Below are 20,381 nucleotides of genomic sequence, written 5' to 3' on the forward strand. Positions count from 1 at the left end.
GACACCTGAGCGGGTAGGGAATTCCCCTTCTCCGCCGCCCGGACGCCGTGGGCTCGGGCGGGGCCTTTGCGTGCTGCGTCAGCCCAGGCGGCCGACACGCGGCTCGGACGCGAGGTCGGGCAGGCCTCCCGTGACACGGGGCGCCACGGGGCGCAGCGGCAGGCGGACCTCCACCTGCGTACCCTCCCCTGGAACACTGCTCAGGGCGATGCTCCCACCGTGCTGGATGATGATGCGGCGGCTGAGCGCCAACCCCAACCCCGTCCCCTCGCCCGCCGCGCGGGTGGAGAAGAAGGGCTGGAAGAGCCGCTCCATGTCCTCCGGGCGGATGCCCACCCCGTCATCACCGATGGTGACGATGGCCTCCTCCGCCGTGTTGGCCGTGGAGATGCGCACGCGGCCCTTGTCGCCCACCGCGCGCAGGGCGTTGTCCAGGAGGTTGAGCCACACCTGGTTCAGGGCGCCTGGATTGCCCCGGATGGGCTCGCTGCAGTGGTACGCGCGCTCCACCTTGACGCCCGGCGGCACCTTCCACGCCAGCACGCTCAGGGTGGAGTCCAGCGACGAGTCCAGGGACAGCACCACCGGGGACTCGCTGGTGCGCGTGAAGGAGAGCAGGGATTCGGCCAGGTGGCGGATGCGCTGGCCACACTCCTCCACCACCTCCAGCATGGCCTTGCTCAGCTCCACGTCGGCAGAGCCACCCGTCAGCATGTCCTTGAGCGGCAGCAGCGCGTTCATCAGCCCGTTGAGCGGATTGCGCACCTCATGCGCGAAGCCGGACGTGAGCAGGCCGATGGCCGCCAGCCGCTCGTTCTCCGCGGCGCGCACGGCCGCCTCGCGCAGGCGCAGCTGGGTTTCGATGCGCGCCAGCAGCTCGTTCGGGCTGAAGGGCTTGCCCAGGTAGTCATTGGCCCCGGTGCCCAGGCCCTCCACCTTGGCCGTCACCTCCTGGCGCGCGGTGAGGAGGATGACGGGGATGTCCACCGTCTGCGGGTCATTGCGCAGGGCGGTCAGCATCTGCAGGCCGGACATGACGGGCATCATCACGTCCGACAGGATGAGGTCCGGCCGCTCGCGCAGCGCGCGCTGGCGCCCGTCGTCGCCGTTGATGGCCTCCATCACCCGGTAGTGCTGGGCCAGCAGCCGGGCGAGGAAGCTTCGAATCTCCGGATCATCCTCCACCACCATGATGCGGGGCGACTCGGGCCCTGGCCCCGCGTGGTCCCTGGCCGGCGGAGGCGACGCGCCCAGGACATCCGTCCCCGTCGGCTCCAGCGAGGGGAAGGCCCCGGAGATGCGGCGCTCGCGCCGCACGGGCATGACGGCCTGACGGCGCTCGCGCAAATCCTCGCGGATGTGCGCGGTGCCCTTGGGCAGCCGCACGTGGAAGACGGAGCCCTGCCCCAGCTCGCTCGTCACGGAGATGCCGCCGGCGTGCAGCTCCAGCGTCTCCTTCACCAGCGCCAGACCGATGCCCGAGCCACCAAAGCGCCGGGTGCCGCTGTTATCCGCCTGGGAGAAGCGGTCGAAGATGACGGGGATGTCCTGCGGGGCGATGCCCTGGCCGGAGTCCTCCACCTCGACGTGCACCTCCGAGTCGTCCTCGCGCACGCGCACCGTCACCCCACCCTTCTGGGTGAACTTCAGCGCGTTGCCGAGCAGGTTCTGGAAGACGATTTCGATGCGCTCGTGGTCCACATGGACGGGCGTCACCGTGGCGCCCTCCAGCCGCAGCGTCACGCCCTGCCGCTCCGCCATGGTGTGGAACGGCGGCACCACCGTGCTCAGGAAGCCGAACAGCTCCAGCGGCTGGTAGCGCAGCCGCGCCTTGCCCGACTCCAACTGCGCCAGGTCCAGCAGGTTGTTGATGAGCCGCAGCAGGCGCTGCGCGCTGCGCTCCATGTTCGTCACCAGCGGAGGCAATTCGGGCGGCAGTGACTCCGCCTCCTTCGCCAGCGCCTCCAGCGTCAGCAGGATGAGCGTGAGCGGCGTGCGCAGCTCGTGGCTGACGTTGTCGAAGAACTCGCTCTTGAGCCGGTCCAGCTCCTGCTGCCGGGCGAGCGACGCCTCCAACTTCGTATTGGCCTCGGACAGCTCCTGCGTCCGCTCGGCCACGCGGTCCTCGAGCGCCTTGTTGGCGGCGAAGATCTCATCGTTGCGCCGCTGCAGGTCCTCCAGGGACGTCTGCAGGCCCTGGTGCTGCTCCGACAGCTTCTCGTCCTTGCGCAGCAGGGCCGCCCGCGTGTCCAGCCACGCCCCCGCCGCCACGCCCACCATGCCCAGGGAGCTGACCGCGAAGACGGGGGGCGCCAGGTTCAACGTGCCCGACACCAGGCCGGCCACCATGCCCGCCATGCCGCCCACGATGTAGCGCCACGCCAGGGGCGGCAGACTCTGCCAGCGGATGTCGTACTCGCAGCAGTCCGCCCCATCCACCTGGCAGCGCAGCTCCTTCACCTCCGCCAGGGGCAGGTTCCAGATGGCGGGGAACGCGGACAGGTTGCCCTGGCGCGCGCGGCAGAAGTTGCGATCTCTTTCGCGGATGCGGCTGACGTAGCGCACCTGCACCCGCGAGTCGGTGAGCGTGTCGATGTGGAAGCCGCCCACGCGGTTGTACGTGTGGTCCAGCTCCAGCGCGCGCTCGTAGACGCTGCGCGGCGTGGCCAGCGCCTTCATCATGTAATAGAGGAAGCCCACCGCCTCCGGACTGGCGATGCTGCGCCCCGCCTTCGTCATGAAGTCCGGATCACCGGAGTCCTTGTCGAGCACGTCGAAGAGCCGCTCGGTGAACCCCACGGAGACGAAGTTGGTGAGCGTCTCCACGTACGCCAACGTCAGCGGCAGCTCCTCGCGCTGCCACACCCGCACCAGCCGGTCCCGGCCGTAGGTCCGCTCGTAGTACAACATCACGCTGCGCAGCATCCGGACACTCAGCTCGGGTGTGTCGGGGGCTGACGGTGCGGAGGCCAGTTCCGCGGGGACGGTCAACGCTTCACTCCTTCGGTCGTCAACACCATCGCATATTTGAGGGTGTCGGCGTCGTCCAGGAGTGCGAGGAAGCGTTCACAGAAAGCGTCATAGGGGCCGGCGCCCCCGAAGAAGGGCTCGGCGAGCGGGCGCAGCGTCCGGAAGCGGATGACCCAGTCCTCGCGGAGCCGCGCGTCCACCGCACCCGCCGCCACATAGAACGGGGAGATGTGCACGCGCACGTCCACCAACCCGGCCTTGCGGAACAGGTGGAACAGCTTGCGGCCCGCGTGCAGGTCGAAGCGCGCTGCGCGCAGGGCGGCGAGCAGCTTCTGGCTCGCCTCCTGGAGGTCCTCCGGAAAGGGCCAGTTCCACAGCCCCACCCCGTCGATGTCCGCCACCACCACGCGCCCACCAGGGCGGACCACGCGCACCAGCTCCGCCAGCGCGGGGCCCGGCTCTCCCAGGTACTCGAAGACGTACTGGCACCAGACGTAGTCGAAGTGGTCGGCGGGCAGCTGTGTATCCGGCAGCGCGCCCTGACGCAGCTCCACATTGGGCCTGCCCGCCAGCAGTCCCCGGGCCGCCGCCAGGTGTTCGGCCTGCGGCTCGATACCCACCACGCGGCCGTGCGGCCCCACCACGTCCAGCATCTCCGAGGTGATGACGCCGGGACCGCAGCCCACATCCAGTGCGGCGTCCCCGGGCCTCAACCCGGTGAGCCTCAGCCGCTCCGCGTAGGAGGTGGCGCTCGCCTGCGCTTGCAGGCGGTGCACCTCCTGGGCCGACTCCATCAGGTAGGTCATGCCGCGATGTCCTTGTCATCCATCCGGCTACCACCCCGGCCATGGGCCGCCAGCCGCTCGAAGACGGCGAGCAGGTAGGCATTCCAGTCACGCACGAGCCGGCGGTGGGCCGTGAACTCCATCACCTTGCCCAGGTTGTGGAAACCCAGTGCCTCCAGGGCGGGCAGGTCCGCGTCCGAGGCCAGGCACTCCGCGGTGGAGCGGCCGCGCCGGGCCGAGTTCGCCACCGCGTGTGTCACCAGCGCCTGGCGCACGGCATCCGCTTCCCGTGCATCCGGCTCCACCATGACGAGCGAGAAGGCGTTGTACCACTCCGCCCAGAAGAGACCGGGCGACGAGTCCTCCATGAGGACGAACCCCTGGGGCCCGTCCTTGCCCTCGACCACGGAGATGCTGCGCGAGCGCCGCAGCCGCGCGTCCGAGTAGCGCCCGCCCAGTGTCCCCATGGTCATCTCGCCCTCCACCAGGTCCGAGCTGCGCAGCCGCACCACGTCCTGCGTCTCCCGCAGGTGCTGTTCCAGCCAGCGCAGGTCGGACGTCTCCGCGGGGCGCACGCGCAAATCGCTCCGAGGCGGCGGCAACGCGGCGTCCACGGGGAGCCGGCACGGCGTGAAGGCATGCAGGCAGCTCAGGCCTGGGCGCTCCAACCGGCTGGCGATGGCGCCGTAGATTCGCGACGTCCACCGGTTGCGGCAGCGCCACAGCGCGCGCAGGTACTCCACGTCGTCCAGGCTCTCCGCGTAGTCGGCCGCGAGCGCCACCAGTTCCTGGGAGATGGATTCGTGCCGGTGGTAGCCCGGCCGCACCACCAGGTGCTGCGACAGCCAGGTGCGCGAGTAGATGCGCAGCCCGGAGATGTGGCCGTAGAGCCGGCCCTCGCGCTGATAGACGATGGCCTTGGACAGGCCGTGGATGCCATTGCCCAGCCGCTGGTGCGCGACCACCAGCGGCTCGGGCGTCGCCGTCTCGTGGAAGGGGTAGTCGGGAAAGCGGACGTCCGCGGAGCGGAACAAGTCCCACACGTCGGAGAAGGGCAGCTCGGACGCATCACGCGCATCGGGACACCGTGCCTTGATGAAGGCGTCCAGGATGGCGGCGCGGGCCTCCGGCGCCAGCTCCAGGATGCGCAGGCCGCAGCGGCGCGGGCGGCTCATGCTGGCGCCCTCCTCCGTCACCGTGAGCTGCCCGGTGTCCTGCACCTGGGCGCGGCAGCGCGAGCGCGTGCCGTCTGGCAACTGCAGCATCACGTCGTCCAGCACCAGCCCCGGCGGGAAGGCCTCCCGGCCCGCGTCGAAGGGAAAGGCGAAGCCGCCGGTGTGCAGGTCCAACAGCGGGCGGACGATGGCCTCCCCCGTCAGCGGCGAATTGAAGGACACCGCGAAGGGCCGCTCCGCGGAGGAGCGGAAGCGCAGGCTGTTGCGGCGGTGGTGCAGGCTCAGCGTGCGCGGCAGGGCCACCTCCACCTGGTTCGGCTCCGAGGCCAGCACCGCCGTGGTGCCCACATGGCACACGCCACCGAAGTCCAGGCACAGCCGCACCACGTCTCCTGGATGGAAGAGCGTGCCCGGCTGCGACTGCTCTCGCAGCACCAGGCGGGACTCCTCCGGCAGCACCTCCGCGCGGGAGAAGTCCACCAACCGGTTGCCTTCGTGCGTTCGCAGCCCGAAGCCCACCCCCGCGCGCACGGCGCGGCGCAGCAAGCCGCGGATGCGCACCGAGTCGTTGAGCAGCGGCGCGGCGGACGAGCGCGCGTGCTCCACGGGGCGCTCCAGCGACACGCCCAGGTGGAAGCCCTGGCCTTCGTGCGCGCGCAGCGGGCGCACCATGCGCACCGTGGCATGGCCGGCGCGCAGCACCAGCGTGTCGCCGCGCAGCACCTGGAGCCCTCCCAGCTCCGTGCCCGGCGTGAGCCGCTCGATGCGCACGCTGGACTCCAGGCGCAGGCCCAGGCCTCCCGTGGCCACGTCGAGAAGCCGCGCCCGGAACGTCGTGCCATCCGCCGTGAAGCAGGCCTCCAGGACGCCGTGCGGCTCGCGGCGCTCGGACTCGCGCAGTTCCAGCAATTCCTGGACGGCGCGGCGCAGCGCCGGGCTGGGGTCATCCTCCAGCGTGAAGAACATGTGCCCCGCGGCGGCCACGTCCACCAGGCTGTGGTGGGCCTGCGCATTGTCCCTGGGGCAGAGCACCGCGCGGATGGAGCGCGGGGTGTAGCGCTCCAGATCCTTCAACAACCGGGGAAAAATGTCCGGATGCGTCAACACCAGCGCGGGAGCGGTTTTCGTGAGGAATTCGACCGCCTCCTGCCGGTTGGAGGCCTCGAGCACTTCGTAGCCATCCAGCAAGGCGCGGAGCCGTCCACGACGCTCCGCCTCCGGATGCACGACCAGCACTGCGCGCGTCGTCACGGTCATATGTCCTCCTCCACCGGGTCAGAGCCGCCTGCCCCCGGATGAACCACTTCACGGGTCGGAATGTGACCGCCAGCCTCCACCGCCCCGCCGGAGCTTCCGACGGCGACCCCTCACATTCCCCCCGTGGTTCGAAGTTCCCAGATGCAATGGCCGAACCGCATGCGCGGCGTCCGGCCCGGCTCGCCATCTTACCGGACCTCATGGGGAAGGGAGTGCCCCAGCATGAGGACAGGGCGGATGTTGGAAAAGGGCCGCCCGCTTGATTCGCGGCCACCCATGCACCAGCGAAGTGGGGCAAACCGCACCCTGGCCGGCACTTCAAGTCCCGGTTAAAGGTGGGAGTCGGGAGGTGCCATGCGCGCCGAAGTCGACTACGCGAAGGAAATCCAGGAGTTCAAGCGTTCCATGAACGCAGTCATCCTGGCGCACTATTACCAGGAGAGCGAAGTTCAGGACCTCGCGGATTTCGTGGGAGACAGCCTGGCGCTGGCGCAAGCCGCGGCGAGCACGAAGGCAGACGTCATCGTCTTCTGTGGCGTCCATTTCATGGCGGAGACGGCGAAGATTCTCAATCCGTCCCGGCAGGTGCTGTTGCCGGACCTCAAGGCGGGCTGTTCGCTGTCGGACCGGTGCCCGCCGGGAGCCTTCAAGGCGTTCAAGGACAAACACCCGAACGCCTTCGTGGTGAGCTACGTCAACAGCTCCGCCGCGGTGAAGGCCATGAGCGACGTCATCTGCACGTCGTCCAACGCGGTGAAAATCGTGAACCAGGTGCCGAAGGACCGGCAGATTCTCTTCGCGCCGGACCAGCACCTCGGCCGCTACGTGATGAAGCAGACGGGCCGCGACATGGTGCTGTGGCCGGGCAGCTGCATCGTCCACGAAATCTTCAGCGAGAAGAAACTGGTGCAGCTGAAGGTGGAGTACCCGGAGGCGGAAGTGGTGGCCCACCCCGAGTGTGAGCAGGCGGTGCTGCGCCACGCGGACTTCATCGGCTCCACCAAGGCGATTCTGGATTACGCGGTGCGTAGCCCGAAGCAGCAGTTCATCGTGGTGACGGAGGCGGGCATCATCCACCAGATGAAGCGGGCCGCGCCGAACAAGACGTTCATTCCCGCGCCGCCGGACAACGGCTGCGCGTGCAATGAGTGCCCGTACATGCGGCTGAACACGCTGGAGAAGCTCTGGCGGTGCATGAAGGAGCGCACGCCCGAGCTGACCATGCCCGAGGACCTGCGCGAGCGTGCTCGCGCGCCGCTGCAACGCATGCTGGACTGGTCTCAGTAGTCCGCGGATGAACGGCAGCAGCGGACATTTGCCAACTCGCGTCTTGCACCCCGCGAAACACAATGCGATGGAGCCACCGTGGCCTTCCGATTCCTCGCAGTCCCCGCGCACCGACTGGTGAACTTCCCCCAGACGTTGCCGGACGATGAGCGCCTCGAGCCGGAGCTGCCTCCGGTCCATGAGGCGGTGGAGCGCGCGCTCACCGGCGCTGAATTCCGAGACATGCGAGCCAAGGACAGGCTGCGCATCCTGCTACAGGGGGACCGTCCCCCGTCGCTGGGCGCGCCCGAGACGGGCTTCGGCCCGTCCGCCATCTTCGCGCATCCCCCCCAGGACCTCCCGGCGCTGCTGCGGCTGGCGGACGAGTTGGAGAACCTGGCGCGCCGCGAGGCGGGTGAGCGCGCCCTGGTGTGGAAGTGCGGAGATTGTGGCGCCCGGTACGCGGTGCCGGTGGCCCTGGTGCGCCAGGTGTCCATCCGCTGCGAGCGCTGCGGCACGCCGGTGGAGCTGGCGGCCACGCGCAGCCTGGGTGAGGAGTCCCTCATCGACCCGTTCCTGGGCGCGGTGAATCACAGCCGCCGGGAGCTGGCCGCCTTCTTCCGCGAGGCCATGGCCCGCGGCTGGCCGGTGCTGGTGGCCGAGGACAAGCGCGTGCCACGCACGCAGCCCTCGGCCTGACGGAGTCCGGCGGAAAACGGGTTCTCGCGCCGCACGGGGAGCGGTAGCCTTGCCAGCCCCATGCGGCGCGCGCTCGTTCCTCTCCTGCGATGTCCCCGGTGCCGGCGTGGCGCCCTCCAGCCAGAGGTAGACGCCCCGGTGCTCTTCTTCGGCCCGCTGCGCTGCCAGGCGTGCGGCGCCAGCCACCCAGTCGCCGAGGGCGTCGCCGACCTGGTGGTGGACCCCGCCGCGTCCGGCCCGCTGCAGCGGGGCATGGAGCAGCGCTGGGTGGCGCGCTCCTACGAGCGCTACATGCGCCCCGTGCTCCAGCGCGCCCTCACCCGCCAGCCGCTGGATGGCGACAGCGAATTCGTCCTCTACCGCAGCCTCCTGGGCAAACCCGAAGGCACCGTGTTGGACGTGGGCTGCGGCACGGGGCTGCTCGCGCGGCGGCTGGCGCATGAGCCCGACGCGCCGCCCGTGGCCGCGCTCGACGTGTCCCGCGCCATGCTGGAAGAGGGCCTGGCCCAGGTGCGCGAGGCCGGCGTCGCCGTGGACTTCCTGCGCGCCGAAGCCCCCTACCTCCCCTTCCACGACGGTGTGCTGGGCGCGGTGTTGATGAGTGACGCGCTGCCCTACGTCGCGGACCTGTCCCGGATGATGATGGAGGTCCACCGCGTGCTGCGTCCCGGAGGCCGCTGGGTGGCCAGTACCTACGCTTCGGTGGGAGCGCCTCGGGCGCTGCTCCACCGCGGCGTGGGCCTGCATCCACGAGGGGAGGCCGAATTGCGCCGGGAGGCCGCGGCGGCGGGCTTCGTGCGCTTCGAGCGCGTGTCCCTACCGTCGCTGCTGGTGGTGAAGGCGGAGAAGGGCTCCGCCCAGACGCCTAGATGAAGATGCCCGCGGACGCGTCGTAGCGCGCCTCGTCAAACTGCAGGTTCGCGGGCTGGCCGCGCAGCGCGTCCATCACCTGGCGCTTGGGCTTCTTGCACTTGCTGCAGTCGCACGAGCCCTTCTTGCACGTGCAGTCCGCCTTGCTGCCGCACTGGCACTTGGCGGCCATGAGCGAGTCCAGCACATCCAACGGGCGCTCCACGCCGCTGGCGGAAGGCTCGACAGCCTTCGGCGTGGCCTCGGCGGCCTTCGTTTCCGGGGCCGGACGCCGGTGGGCCTCGCAGGCCTCCGCCGCGCCCGGTGCCAGGAGCAGGCCGCTCGCCATCAGCCCTCCGGCCACCCACATTCCGATGCGCGTCATGTTGCTCTCCTCGGGGCACTGCAGGCGCCCCTGCTCAAACGGCGCCTATACCGCAGCCCTTCCCGACTGCCAAGGCCGACAGCCATACCTTTGTCTACCTGGAAAACAGGCGCTGGCCGGGTTGCACGGACGGCTCGCCGTGCAGGGAGGCGCCGCGTACAGTCCGCGCCGTCCGTGACACCCCGACACTCCCGCCTCGTCCATGCCGCCGCGCTCGTCCTGGGGGTGCTCCCCCTCTGGGTGTCGCGCCACCTGCCCCTGGTGGACCTGCCCCAGCACCTGTACCTCATCTCCGTCCTGCACCGGCTGGATGACCCCACCACGCTGTACCCGCAACTGTTCGCCGCGCGTCACGCGCTGACGCCGTACCTGGGCTACTACTACCTGGTCAGCGGCCTCAACTGGCTGCTGCCGCTGGAGATGGCCAACCGCGTCTTCCTCTCCGCCTACGTGGTGGGCCTGCCGCTCAGCCTCGGATTCCTGCTGCGCAGCCTGGGCCGGCCCACCTGGCCCGCCCTGCTGGCGCTGCCCTTCGCCTACGGCGACAGCTTCAACTGGGGCTTCATCAACTACTGCGCCGCGCTGCCGCTAACGCTGCTGTGCTGCGGCCTCTTCGTGCGGACGCTGGAGGACACGCCTCGCCGCCGGACGTGGGGCGTGGGGCTGGCGGTGTGCCTGGTGGCGGTGCTCCTCTTCCACGTGCAGGCCTTCGGGTTCCTCGCCTTCGGACTGCCCTTGCTGCTGCTCACCACGCGCGTGCCGGAGGACGCGGAAGCGCGGGGGTTCGTCGCGCGGCTGCGGCCTCGCGTGCCCGCGCTGCTGGGGGTGGTGCCCGGCGTCGCGCTGTTCCTCGGCTGGGTGGTGCTTCGCTTCGGCGAGCCCGCGGACATCCAGCCCGGGGTGCCCTGGAAGGCGTGGGGCCCCACGTTCTCTCCACAGAACCTGGCGTGGAAGGGCTTCGAACAGAACCGCGCCGAGTTCTTCCAGGTGCTCGCCAACACCTTCCGGGATGGCTCGGACCGGTGGGCCCTGTACGCCGTGGGCGCGGTGGCGGTGGCGGGCTGGGTCGCGGGGCTGCTGCGGCCGGAGCGCTCCGCCACCCAGGGCATGGTGGCGCGCTCGCGGCTGATGGGGCTGGGCCTGCTGGCCCTGGCGCTCTACTTTCTGCTGCCCTTCGACATCCGCGGCTACGTCTACTACCTCAACACGCGCTACGCGCACCTGGCCGCCGCGCTCCTGGTGGCCACCGTCCCGGCGGCCATTCCCGCGTGGCGGAGGCCCCTGCGCGTCGCCGCCCTGGCGTGCGCGGTGGTGCTGGCTTTCGTCATGGCGCGCGGCTACCGCGCCTTCTCTCGGGAGGCGCAGGCCGAATGGGGGCCACTGGTGGCCGCCACCGCCCCGCGCCCTCGTGTCATGGGGTTGATGTTCGACCCCGGCTCCCGGGTGGTGCGTCAGCCCGTCTTCATCCACAGCGCGGCGGTGCTGGCCCGGGCGCGCGGTGGCGTGCCCAACTTCACCTTCGCGTCCACGCCGCACTCCCCGCTGCGCTACACCGGCGAGGAGCCCCCCACCTTCCCCTCCGAGTGGCGGCCGCAGCAGATGGACTACGAGCGGCAGGGCGTCTGGTACGACCACTTCCTCGTCCGCGGTGCGTCGCCGTCGCGAGTGTTCGGTCCGCAGCTCCAATCCGAGCTGGCCGTGGTGGCGGAGCCGGGCAAGAGCGCGCTGGTGCGCCGGCGCTGAGTCCTCCGCCGCTCGCGGCACTGTGACCTGGTGGGCGCAATACCCGCGCGGGGCATGCCCCGGGGCGGGTGCCGTGCAGTAGAAGGTCCGGTATGAGTTCCTCCTCTTCGGACCCTCGCTCCCTGCTGGACGCCCTGCGCTCCGGCGCGCCGCTGCCCGCCTTTCCCGCCGAAGCGGTGGAGTCCGCCCGCGCCATGGCGCGCGACGTGTCCCAAGCCGCCCTCGCCCGCGTGGAGGCCCTTCCGGAGCCTCTGGCCCTGGCCGTGCTTGAGGCCGCCGTGTCGGACGGGAACGCCGTCCTGCCGGAGGCCCTGGCATCCTCGTCGGTGAAGCCCCTGGCCAAGGCCGCGAAGAAGGCGCTGTACCAGCTTCGCTCACGGGGCGTCGCCGTGGCCGGGCCCGCGCGTGCCGCCCCGGCCGAGCCGCCCGCCGCTGCCCCCGAGGCCCTCAACGCGCTCGCCAGCGCCGTCACCGGTGGCGGCGAGCGAGCGCTCGTGCTGGCACGGGTGCTGCGCGGCGCGGGCGTGGAGGTGGTGCAGATGCAGTTGTCCGACGAGCGCGGAGTGGTGGCGCTCCAGTTGGGCGACAGGAATCGCGCCACCTGGCGGAAGCTGGTGAAGGACGGGCTGGCCCACGGCGGCATCGTGGAGCTGCCGCCCGAAGAAGCCGCGGCCCTGCTGGCCGAGGCCGCCGGCACCAACCTGCGCACCCGCACGCCCTTCCCCAAAGGACTGGACGTGGTGCTGCGCCACTTTGGTGTCCAGCCGCAGCAGTCGCCCACGGAGCTGCCTCCGCCCGAGCCCGAGGACATCCGCCGCGCGCAGGAAGCCGACGTCCTCCACGACACCGTGGAGCTGGCTTCGTGGCTGCCTCCGGAGCTCGACATGCAGGCCCTGGTGCAGAAGATGGACGAAGTGATGCACAGCCCGCTGTCGCTGAGCGACGTGCAGCGCCAGGAGCAGCTCCAGGCGGCGGTGCTCGGCGTGGCCCGGGACTTCTTCACCCCCGAGGTACGCCAGCGCTACGCGCTGCGGCTGTGGCGGATGGCGGACTACTTCGAGCGGAGCAGCCGCCCACGCGAGGCGGATATCGCCCGGGCCGAAGCCCGCCGGCTCTTCCATGGGGCCCAGGAGCCCTTCTCCCGCTTCGCCGAGCGGCTCTTCGAGAAGGTGCTGGCCCTGGTAGCCGCCGCCGGGGCGCGGGCCGGTGCACGGCCCGGCGCGGACACCGGCCCCGCGGAGGCCGCGCCTGCCCCCACGCTGGAGCGGCGCAGCCCCGGCGGGCTCATCATCCCCTGAGCACAGGGGACCCACACACGGCCACTCAGGCCGGCGTCACGCGGGCACGCAGGAGCAGGTCCAGGTTCTCCCGCTCCCACGCGAGGGCACGGGCGTAGTCGTGGAACTGCTTCTCGTGCTCCATCAACTCGGGCGGGTGGATGCAGCGCCGCCCGTCCTCGCCCTTCCGCGTCCGGTACACGTGGTGGAGCATCTCGTGGAAGACAATCCACTCCACGAAGTAGCGGGGCACCACCGGCTGGTCCAACGCCGGGTGGATGCGGATGACCTTCGAGTCCGCGGAGTAGGAGCCCATCTTGATGCTCTTGCGAGGCCCCTTCACCCGCGGCGCCGGGCCGTAGGTGATGGCCGCGTCGATGCGGCCTTCGAAGTAGCGCTCGTTCAGCCGGGCGTAGATGCGCTCCAAATCGTGGTGCTGCCCCACGGGCTCCAGCCGGATGCGCTTGCGCATCTGCGCCGGAGACAGGCGCCGGATGTAGACGCGGTTGCGCTCGATGAACTTGTCCAGCAGCACGCTGGCGTCCGGGTCACCCTTGCGCACGAAGCTGGCGAGCGCCTGCACCACGTCGTCCGGAGCGACCAGGAACATGTGGTGCAGCCGAAGCCGCCACATGGCCCGCTGGCGTTGGAACGTCAGCATGGTGTGCGTGTTGTCGTGAATCTCCAACGCCACCTTCGCGCGCAGGCGCGTGCGCAGCCGGCGTTCGAGCACGCGACGCCAGACCTTCAAGAGCCTGTTGGGCTCGGGGACGAGGGGAACCTGCCGGGCCACCCGGCCGGCCGTGTAACTCCGCTTCCTGATTACGTTTTTCTGACTCTTCGGGCGCGCCATAAGGGTTCCGGATTCTACGGACCCGTCTGACATGTGTAAACGCGCTCGGGAAGGCGAAAGCCCTGGAATTCCAACGGCTTAAGGCCACTCAAGCCCACCAGGGCCCACTTGTCCGCCGCTGGGGCAGGATGCCGCATACGCTTCAAACGCCCGATGTCACTGGCGTCGCTTCTTGCATGGAATCTGCAGGACGAGCGGCCCCTCGCTCGCCGGCTCTATGAGGTAGGGTTTTGTACCCTTCGGCTTCCGACGCCCCGGGCACTGGTAGCTCACCCGGATGGGGCCCGCGGGCAGCGAGACCAGGGTGTTGATGGGGAGGCGCTCGCCCCCCTCACGCCGGAGCACCGTACGGGCGGGAGCATCGAAGCGGACGCTCACCCGAGAGACTTCGGCGGTGGCCGCGGGCAGCGCGTCCGCGTTGGCCTCAGGAGACGCTGGTGCTCGCGGCTCCGGAGGTTTCGCCGGTTCAGTCTGCGCCGTCGCTTCCGGGCGTCCGTCGTCTTGCGCCGTGGGGGGCGCGTTCGTGAGTCTGGCGGCCGGCAGCGCCTGTCCCGTGGCGGGCTGGACAACGGGTGACGCCGTTCCCTGCTGGTCCAGCGCGCCGACCGACAAGTCCTGAGGCGGCCTCGCCAATGCTCCGTGCGCGCCGACCAAGAACCACCACGTCAGGCCAAGGCCCAAGGCGAGCAGCCCCACAACGCACGCCACCATCAGCGCCGCCGAACGCTTGCGCTTGGGCGGCGTGGCCCGCGTGTCGGCGGTGAATTCGCCCGAGTCCCCGCCATAGCCCATGGTGGACTCGTCATCGTCCGGATCATCCCGAAGCGTGGGCCGAGGGTCGGTGTACTCCAGCGAGGAGTGGCTCAGGCCGGTATGGAAGAAGTCTTCGTCGACCTCGTCCTCGTCCTGATGCCGGGCGCCTCGGGACGGCGGCGGGCTCCGCGGTGGTGGCGGCCGCTGATTCACCGTGGCGGGAGTCAGGGAGACGGACTGGGAGAGCTCCAGGTCCAGCGAGAATGCGCGACGCGGAGGCACCGGCGTGATGGACACGGAAGGAGCTGCGTCCTCTTCCGGCGGAGGGGGCCGGCGCGGGGCCGCCACGTGGGAGGGAGACGACGGGCCAGGGCGACGCGTGCGGGACGGCTCCGCCACACGCGCCGGAGGAGGCGCCATGTGCGGCGAGGAGCGACGAACCGGAGCCGGCGGTGTCGGGGCAGGACGGGATGGAACGTCTCTGGGTCGACTCCGCTGCGGCACGGTGGACTCTCCGTCGCCGATGTCCAGGTCCTCCACCACCGGCGCCGTGGCCCGGTACCCCACGGGCGAGGTGGCGACGGCAGTGGACATCTCCGAATCCTCGTCGTCGTCCTCCGCCTGGAGGGCAGGCAGGTCGCGCGGACGCGCCATCAGCGTGGCGGGCTCGGGCTCGTCGCCGGAGAAGGAGACCGGCACCGAGTCCCTGGAGGCGCGGCGAGGCGTGGGCCGAGCGGTGAGGCCGGGCGTGAGCTGCGCGCTGGGCACCGAGGCCAGGTCGGACTCGGGCGTGGTCGAAGACAGCGTGGGGGCGGTGGACTCCAGCACGGACGGGCGCCGCGGCGGCTCGGCGTCCTGGGAGAGCCGAGCGCCCTGCAGTGGCACGGTGGCTTCACGCCGGCCGAGGCCCTTGGCCTCGGGGATGTGGAGGATGGTGCGCTCCTCCTCCTCGCCCAGCAGCCGGCCGATGTACTCCGACACGTCCAGGCTCTGCCGGAGGGTGCCAGAGGCGAGGAAGGACTCCAGCGCGTCGTGCACCTCCGACGCGCGCTGGTAGCGCAGGGCGCGGTCCTTCGTGAGGCAGCGCATGACGATGCGCGAGAGCGCTGGCGGGTAATCGTCGCGAATCAGGTGCGGCGGCGACGGGTCCTCGTAGCGGATGGCGTAGAGGATGCCCTCCGTCGTCGGCTTGGCGAAGGGCTGCCGGCCGGTGGTGATTTCGTACAGCATGGTGCCCAGCGCGAAGATGTCCGCGCGGTGGTCCAGCCGCTCCTGCGACACCTGCTCCGGCGCCAGGTAGAGGAACTTGCCCTTGATGACGCCCGGCTTGCTGCGTTCCATGAACGCGCCCGCCTTGGCGATGCCGAAGTCGACCAGCTTGACGCGCCCGTCGTAGCCGATCATCACGTTCTGCGGGCTGACGTCGCGGTGGATCAACTCCAGCGGGCGCCCATCCACGCCGCGGCTGTGGTGCGCGTAATCCAGGCCGGCGGCCACCTGCGCGCAGATGCGCGCGGCAACACCATAGGGCACCGTGGCGCCGAACTTGGACTCCTCGGCCATGACGCGCCGCAGGTCCACGCCCTCCACGTACTCCATGGCGATGAAGATGTTGTCGCCCTCCTTCCCCAGTTCGTGCACCTGCACGATGTTGGGGTGGTGGAGCTGCGCGGCGATGCGCGCCTCGTCCAGGAACATCTGGACGAACTCGGGCTCCTCCGAGAGGTACGGGAGGATGCGCTTGAGCACCACCAGTTCGGGGTCCGGCGGTCGCTGGGACAGGAACAGCTCCGCCATTCCTCCCACGGCGAGCCGCTTGATCAGCAGGTAGTTACCGAACGGAATGGCCGTCTGGGGCGAGCTCACGAAGAAAGGCCGTCTGTCTGAAGGTGAATGGACTGGACTTTTCCGGAGCTTACCCACAATCACCGGCTCCTGGGAGCCAGGGACCCGCATCGGTGGGTTCCGGACACCCACCCCGCCTTCCGGGCCCAAAAAGAAGCCGCCCCTCCCCGGGTGGGCGAGGGGCGGCCGAATCAACCGACGAGGGACACGCCCTCGTCGCGGGCCCTTACTCCGTCTGGGCGCCGGGGGCGGCCGGACGAAACGTCTCGGGCTCCGTGACCACACCCTGCAGGTCGTCACACCCCTCGGGGTAGAGCACCGTCGTCCACGTGTTCGTCGTGCCGGGGATCACGCCCGCGTCATTGAAGCAGCTGAACGTGCTGGTGCCACCGTCCATGCAGGGCGCGTGGGTGAAGGTGTCCCACACGCCGCGGATGCCATCCGGGAAGGTCACGGAGCCACCGTCGTTCACCATGACGCGGTAGTCGCAGCGCGGCGTGCCACCATCGGTCGTCGTACCGAAGGTGGTGAGGTTGTTCACGAGCACGCCGCCGGAGACCTCGAAGCCGAAGTGCATGGTGTCTTCGCCATCATCGGGAGTGGCGAGCCGCTTCATGGCCATGGGATTGGCGTCAGTCAGAGTCAGCGGCCCCTGGATGTGGACACGAGCGCCCAGGTGCTCCAGGTTGGGCCGGCCGACGCCACCATCCGCGTTACCGAAGCCGTTGTCGATGCTGACCGCGATGTCGTTGGGCGCTGTCATCGTGCCCGTCTTGGTGATGACCATCGGGGTGGCTTCGCTTGCGCCGCGGAAGTCGAAGTTATTCTTCAGGACCTTGCGGTAGCCCTCGCGGTCCCGGAAGCGGCTGTTGTTCTGGACGTAGCCCTGGATGGTCACGATGTCGCCCTTCGCAGGCACGTACGTGGTCGGCGGATCCGTCCGGTACTTCTGGACGAAGATGCCGTCCTGAGCGTTGTTCGGATCAGCCACCCAGAAGTCCGCCGAAACGCCCGTGTCCTTCGAAGAGACGTAGACCACCGTCGTGACGACGACGCCCTCCAGGATGATCTGAGGACGGTCGCCCAGAAGGCGCGCCTCGCGGATGGTCACCGTCTGAATGCCCGCGTCACCCGTGCCCGCGTCACCCGTACCCGCGTCACCCGTGCCCGCGTCGCCAGTCCCGGAGTCCGGGCTACAGGTGCCGAGGCAGCCAGCGTCCGGCAGCGGATCCGTATCGTCGTCACGGCCAGAACAGCCAGCCATGGATGCCATCGTCGCCGCGGTCACCAGCGCCGCCGCGCCTAGCGTCTTGCGCAGTTGCATTTCGAGAATCTCCATTCGTTACGGCGCCGCGGTTCGTGAACACCGACGCCTGTCGGCCAGGGGTTGGCGCCTTATACCGGTGCCTCGAGGGGGGCGGCAAGGAAGCCTCCTTGTCGGAGGTGTCAGTCTGGTGAAATCGCGACCCTCTCTGTTGCGCCGAGTGAACGATTCCTGTGACCGCGTGTCTGTCGCGAAATCCAGACTGCCGTCACGCACCGTGCGTGTTCGCGAACCAGCGCGTGGCGCTCACGTCAGCGCTCATCGCGGGCTGAGGGTCCATGCAGCCGGATTCCCGTCCGGCGATGGAAACACCGCCACCCTCGCCCCGTGGCGTGGCCTGGCTTGCGCCGCACTCGGCATGCCACCATGGAATACGTCCTGCACTCGTTCACTTCATGACCTCCCAAACGTGTCTCACCGCCCTGCTTGGCTTCGGCGTCCTGACGGCCTGCATCAATGTCCCCGACGTCGTCGAGCCACCGGAACTCCCGGACAGCGGGACGCCCTATGTCAGGCTCCAACTCGCCGGGGGCGCGACCCACGTTCGCGACACTGTCACCGTCCACGTCAAAACCAACGGCGAGTCGACCGACGACGTCGAGCTCCTGCTCGATGGCGCATCCCTTGGGAACGTCACGGCCCCGACCGAATTCGCATGGGACACCTCGGAGCATACGGAAGGGCAACACTCCCTGACTGCCCGTGTCAGGCTCCAGAACGCAACGTGGCAGAGCGAGCCACTCGTCGTCACCATCGACCGGACACCGCCTACCATCGCCCTGAGAGCGCCGGCCGACGGGGAAGCGGACGTCAGCGCATCCCACCCCATCCGGGTCGAGTTCTCCGAAGCGCTCCATCCAGACAGTCTCGCCGCATTGAGCGTCGAACTCCTCGTCAACGGTGAAAGCGTCGCCAGGACACTGAGCCTCTCCGAATCCCAGCGGACCCTGGAGATTCAAGCAGGCGTCGAGCTTCCGCTGCCCCGAGATGTGGAGGTGAAGCTCACCGGTGTCCGGGACCTCGCGGGGAACCCAGTAGCAGCGCCTTTGGTGAGTTGGTCCTGGAACGTCCCTGCGTGGCTCCCGGTCGGTCCCCGCGATGGGCTCGTCATCGAAGAAGGTGCTGCGACCCTGTCACGGCTGGCGCTGAGGGAGCACGCTCCGCAAGCCGCGGTCGTTGCGTTCCAGGTCGACAACGGCGTGGGGGTACGTCGCTGGACGGGGCAAACGTGGGAGCGACTGGGCACCGTCCTGAAGCCCACCAGCACCACCGCCGACCTCCACTTCAGCAACGACGGCGAACCGGTCGTTGCCTTCTCCCACTTTTTCAAACGAGAGGACGAAGAACTCAACCTTGTCGACGTGGCCGAAACGGCCATCCATCGCTGGGCGGGCGCCGAATGGGAACGTTTTGCACTGACCGCCAGTGACTGGGACACGGCGTGGCCTACGAACTGGCCCGTGCAGCGCGAAGCCCCCTCCTTCGCGTTCGACACGACGGGGACACCCTTTCTCGCGCACGCGACTGGCGCCTACTCGGGATTCGGCTGCCAGGGGGATGTCCATCTCGCCGTCCAGACGCAGAGCGACGGAAACTGGCTTCAAGTCGACAGCCCGTCTCGCGGCGCTCCAGAACAGTGCGGAATCGTCTCCACCCCCACCCTGGCGTTGAACAGCTCGCGGCTCCCCGTCGTCGCCTGGGCTGAAGTCATGCACGCTGGAGGTACGCCGACCCAGGACGCGCGCATCTTCGTCAAGCAACGCACGGCCGTAGGCTGGAACGCGTTGGGCGGAGCCATCAGGCACCACTCGGGTGGCACCTTCGCGTCTCAGCCTGTCTTGAAGGTATCGGCCGCTGACGTGCCCGTCCTCGCCTGGAAGGAATCCAATCCCAGCGGCTCTGGCACAACGGCGACGGACATTTTCGTGCGTCAGTGGGAAGACCGCCAGTGGAAGGCACTGGGCGGCCCTCTCAGCGCAGCTCCCGGCAACACCCCCGCGGACAGCCCCGCGCTCGCATTGGACAGCGAGGGCACCCCGGTCATCGCCTGGATCGAAGAAGAGGGCACCGCCAGGCGCGTGCACGTCAGGACGTGGACCGGCGACGCCTGGCTGCCGTTCGGCACTGCGCCCAGTGCGATTCCGGAGTCCAACGGCGCCGCCACGGTATCGGTCCAGTTGGATACGGACGGCACCCCCTGGGTGGCATGGGATGCCAGCCCTGGCGGTGCCCCTCCACGAATCTTCGTCTACCGCTTCAACCGCTAGCCAGCCCCACGCCGCCAGTCGCTACACTGGCGGCATGGCATCCTCTCCCCTCCCCTTCCTCCGCGGCCTGCGGCCCACGCTGCACATCGCCCACCGTGGGGGCGCGGCCGTGGCGCCGGAGAACACGCTGGCGGCCTTCCGGCAGGCCGTGGAGCGCTATCGCACGGACATGCTGGAGCTCGACCTCCACCTCACCCGGGACGGGGAGCTCGTCGTTGCCCATGACGCCACGCTGGAGCGCTGCACGGACGGCACGGGCCCTCTGGCCGCGCTCACGCTGGCCGAACTCCAGCGGCTGGACGCGGGCTTCCACTTCACGCCCGATGAAGGCCGCACCCTCCCATTCCGGGGCCAGGGCGTGCGCATCCCCAGCTTCCGCGAACTGCTGCGCGCCTTCCCCAACCTGCGCCTCAACGTGGAGCTCAAGCCGGATGTCCCCGGCATCGAGGACACCTTCGCCCAGGTGCTTCAAGAGGAAGGCGCCCTGGAGCGGGTGTGCATGGGCAGCGAACTGGACACCGTGGCCGAGCGGCTGGCGGAGCGTCTCCCTTCCGCCTGCCACTTCTACCCCCGCGATGCACTCGCGGCCTTCGTCATCGCCCTGCGTGGCGGAGACACGCCGCCGGAGGACCCGCGCTACACCGTGCTCGACATGCCGCTCTACTTCGGTGAGATCCGGCTGGTGGACTCGGACTTCCTCCAGCAGTGCGCGGCCCGGGGCAAGTGGGTCAACGTCTGGACGGTGGATGACCCGGCGGAGATGCACCAGCTCCTGGCGGAAGGCGTCGGCGGCATCATGACCGACCGGCCGGACGTCCTGAGGCAGATCATGGACGCCCCCTCGAAGCCGGGATAAGCCCCGGATTCATGCCTCGCACCACCGCTCGCACGCGCTCGAAGCCCGCCCAGGCCGCCCCCGCCCAGGAAAAGGCC

General features: G+C 69.6%; 14 protein-coding genes. 7 read left to right on the forward strand and 7 right to left on the reverse strand.

Going from position 1 to position 20,381, the window contains the following annotated elements:
- Positions 1-78: 78 nt before the first annotated feature.
- From FMQ63_RS28140 to FMQ63_RS28150, 3 genes are read right to left on the reverse strand one after another with little or no spacing between them, the layout of a single operon-like run.
- Complete coding sequence (locus FMQ63_RS28140) at positions 79-2,991, reverse strand: ATP-binding protein (RefSeq protein WP_011552676.1); 2,913 nt, start codon at positions 2,989-2,991, stop codon at positions 79-81.
- A complete protein-coding gene (locus FMQ63_RS28145) occupies positions 2,988-3,776 on the reverse strand; it encodes a methyltransferase domain-containing protein (protein WP_011552675.1) in 789 nt (262 codons plus the stop codon). The genes FMQ63_RS28140 and FMQ63_RS28145 overlap by 4 nt, the downstream gene beginning before the upstream one ends.
- The gene (locus FMQ63_RS28150) at positions 3,773-6,187 is read right to left on the reverse strand and encodes a hypothetical protein (RefSeq protein ID WP_011552674.1); all 2,415 of its coding nucleotides are present in this window, start codon (positions 6,185-6,187) and stop codon (positions 3,773-3,775) included. The genes FMQ63_RS28145 and FMQ63_RS28150 overlap by 4 nt, the downstream gene beginning before the upstream one ends.
- Before the next feature lie 354 nt (positions 6,188-6,541).
- Here FMQ63_RS28150 and nadA point away from each other — a divergent pair, with 354 nt between their 5' ends.
- The 3 genes from nadA (at position 6,542) to FMQ63_RS28165 (ending at position 9,025) form a co-directional block, all read left to right on the forward strand.
- Positions 6,542-7,474: a quinolinate synthase NadA gene (gene nadA, locus FMQ63_RS28155; RefSeq protein WP_011552673.1), complete on the forward strand. Its 933-nt coding sequence runs from the start codon at positions 6,542-6,544 to the stop codon at positions 7,472-7,474.
- Positions 7,475-7,552: 78 nt separating this feature from the next.
- Entirely contained in the window at positions 7,553-8,152 is a 600-nt protein-coding gene (locus FMQ63_RS28160) for a hypothetical protein (RefSeq protein WP_011552672.1), read from the forward strand.
- 138 nt (positions 8,153-8,290) lie between these two features.
- Entirely contained in the window at positions 8,291-9,025 is a 735-nt protein-coding gene (locus FMQ63_RS28165) for a class I SAM-dependent methyltransferase (RefSeq protein WP_020477645.1), read from the forward strand.
- Here the strand turns inward: FMQ63_RS28165 and FMQ63_RS28170 are convergent.
- Positions 9,018-9,386 (reverse strand): hypothetical protein, encoded by a 369-nt coding sequence (locus tag FMQ63_RS28170; protein ID WP_011552670.1) that lies wholly within the window; start codon positions 9,384-9,386, stop codon positions 9,018-9,020. The genes FMQ63_RS28165 and FMQ63_RS28170 overlap by 8 nt on opposite strands.
- A 174-nt stretch (positions 9,387-9,560) precedes the next feature.
- Between FMQ63_RS28170 and FMQ63_RS28175 the strand changes: the two genes are divergently transcribed.
- Positions 9,561-11,129, forward strand: a complete 1,569-nt coding sequence (locus FMQ63_RS28175; RefSeq protein WP_026113970.1) for a hypothetical protein — start codon at positions 9,561-9,563, stop codon at positions 11,127-11,129.
- A gap of 92 nt (positions 11,130-11,221) precedes the next feature.
- On the forward strand, positions 11,222-12,427 hold the full coding sequence (locus FMQ63_RS28180) for a hypothetical protein (RefSeq protein WP_026113971.1): 1,206 nt from the start codon (positions 11,222-11,224) through the stop codon (positions 12,425-12,427).
- A 25-nt stretch (positions 12,428-12,452) separates the two neighbouring features.
- Here FMQ63_RS28180 and FMQ63_RS28185 read toward each other — a convergent pair whose 3' ends face one another.
- From FMQ63_RS28185 to FMQ63_RS28195, 3 genes are all read right to left on the reverse strand, one after another.
- Complete coding sequence (locus FMQ63_RS28185; RefSeq protein ID WP_020477644.1) at positions 12,453-13,199, reverse strand: hypothetical protein; 747 nt, start codon at positions 13,197-13,199, stop codon at positions 12,453-12,455.
- 216 nt (positions 13,200-13,415) lie between these two features.
- Positions 13,416-15,878 carry a serine/threonine-protein kinase gene (locus tag FMQ63_RS28190; protein ID WP_020477643.1) on the reverse strand — a complete coding sequence of 821 codons (2,463 nt, stop codon included), beginning with the start codon at positions 15,876-15,878 and terminating at the stop codon, positions 13,416-13,418.
- Positions 15,879-16,083: 205 nt separating this feature from the next.
- Complete coding sequence (locus FMQ63_RS28195; RefSeq protein ID WP_228556510.1) at positions 16,084-17,181, reverse strand: hypothetical protein; 1,098 nt, start codon at positions 17,179-17,181, stop codon at positions 16,084-16,086.
- Between the two features lie 395 nt (positions 17,182-17,576).
- Between FMQ63_RS28195 and FMQ63_RS28200 the strand changes: the two genes are divergently transcribed.
- Together FMQ63_RS28200 and FMQ63_RS28205 are read left to right on the forward strand one after the other, a co-directional pair.
- Positions 17,577-19,448: an Ig-like domain-containing protein gene (locus FMQ63_RS28200; RefSeq protein ID WP_228556511.1), complete on the forward strand. Its 1,872-nt coding sequence runs from the start codon at positions 17,577-17,579 to the stop codon at positions 19,446-19,448.
- A gap of 34 nt (positions 19,449-19,482) precedes the next feature.
- Positions 19,483-20,304: a glycerophosphodiester phosphodiesterase gene (locus tag FMQ63_RS28205; RefSeq protein ID WP_011552662.1), complete on the forward strand. Its 822-nt coding sequence runs from the start codon at positions 19,483-19,485 to the stop codon at positions 20,302-20,304.
- Positions 20,305-20,381 lie beyond the last annotated feature (77 nt).

Origin of the sequence: Myxococcus sp. CA005 (assembly GCF_006518205.1) — a bacterium.
GTDB lineage: Bacteria > Myxococcota > Myxococcia > Myxococcales > Myxococcaceae > Myxococcus > Myxococcus xanthus.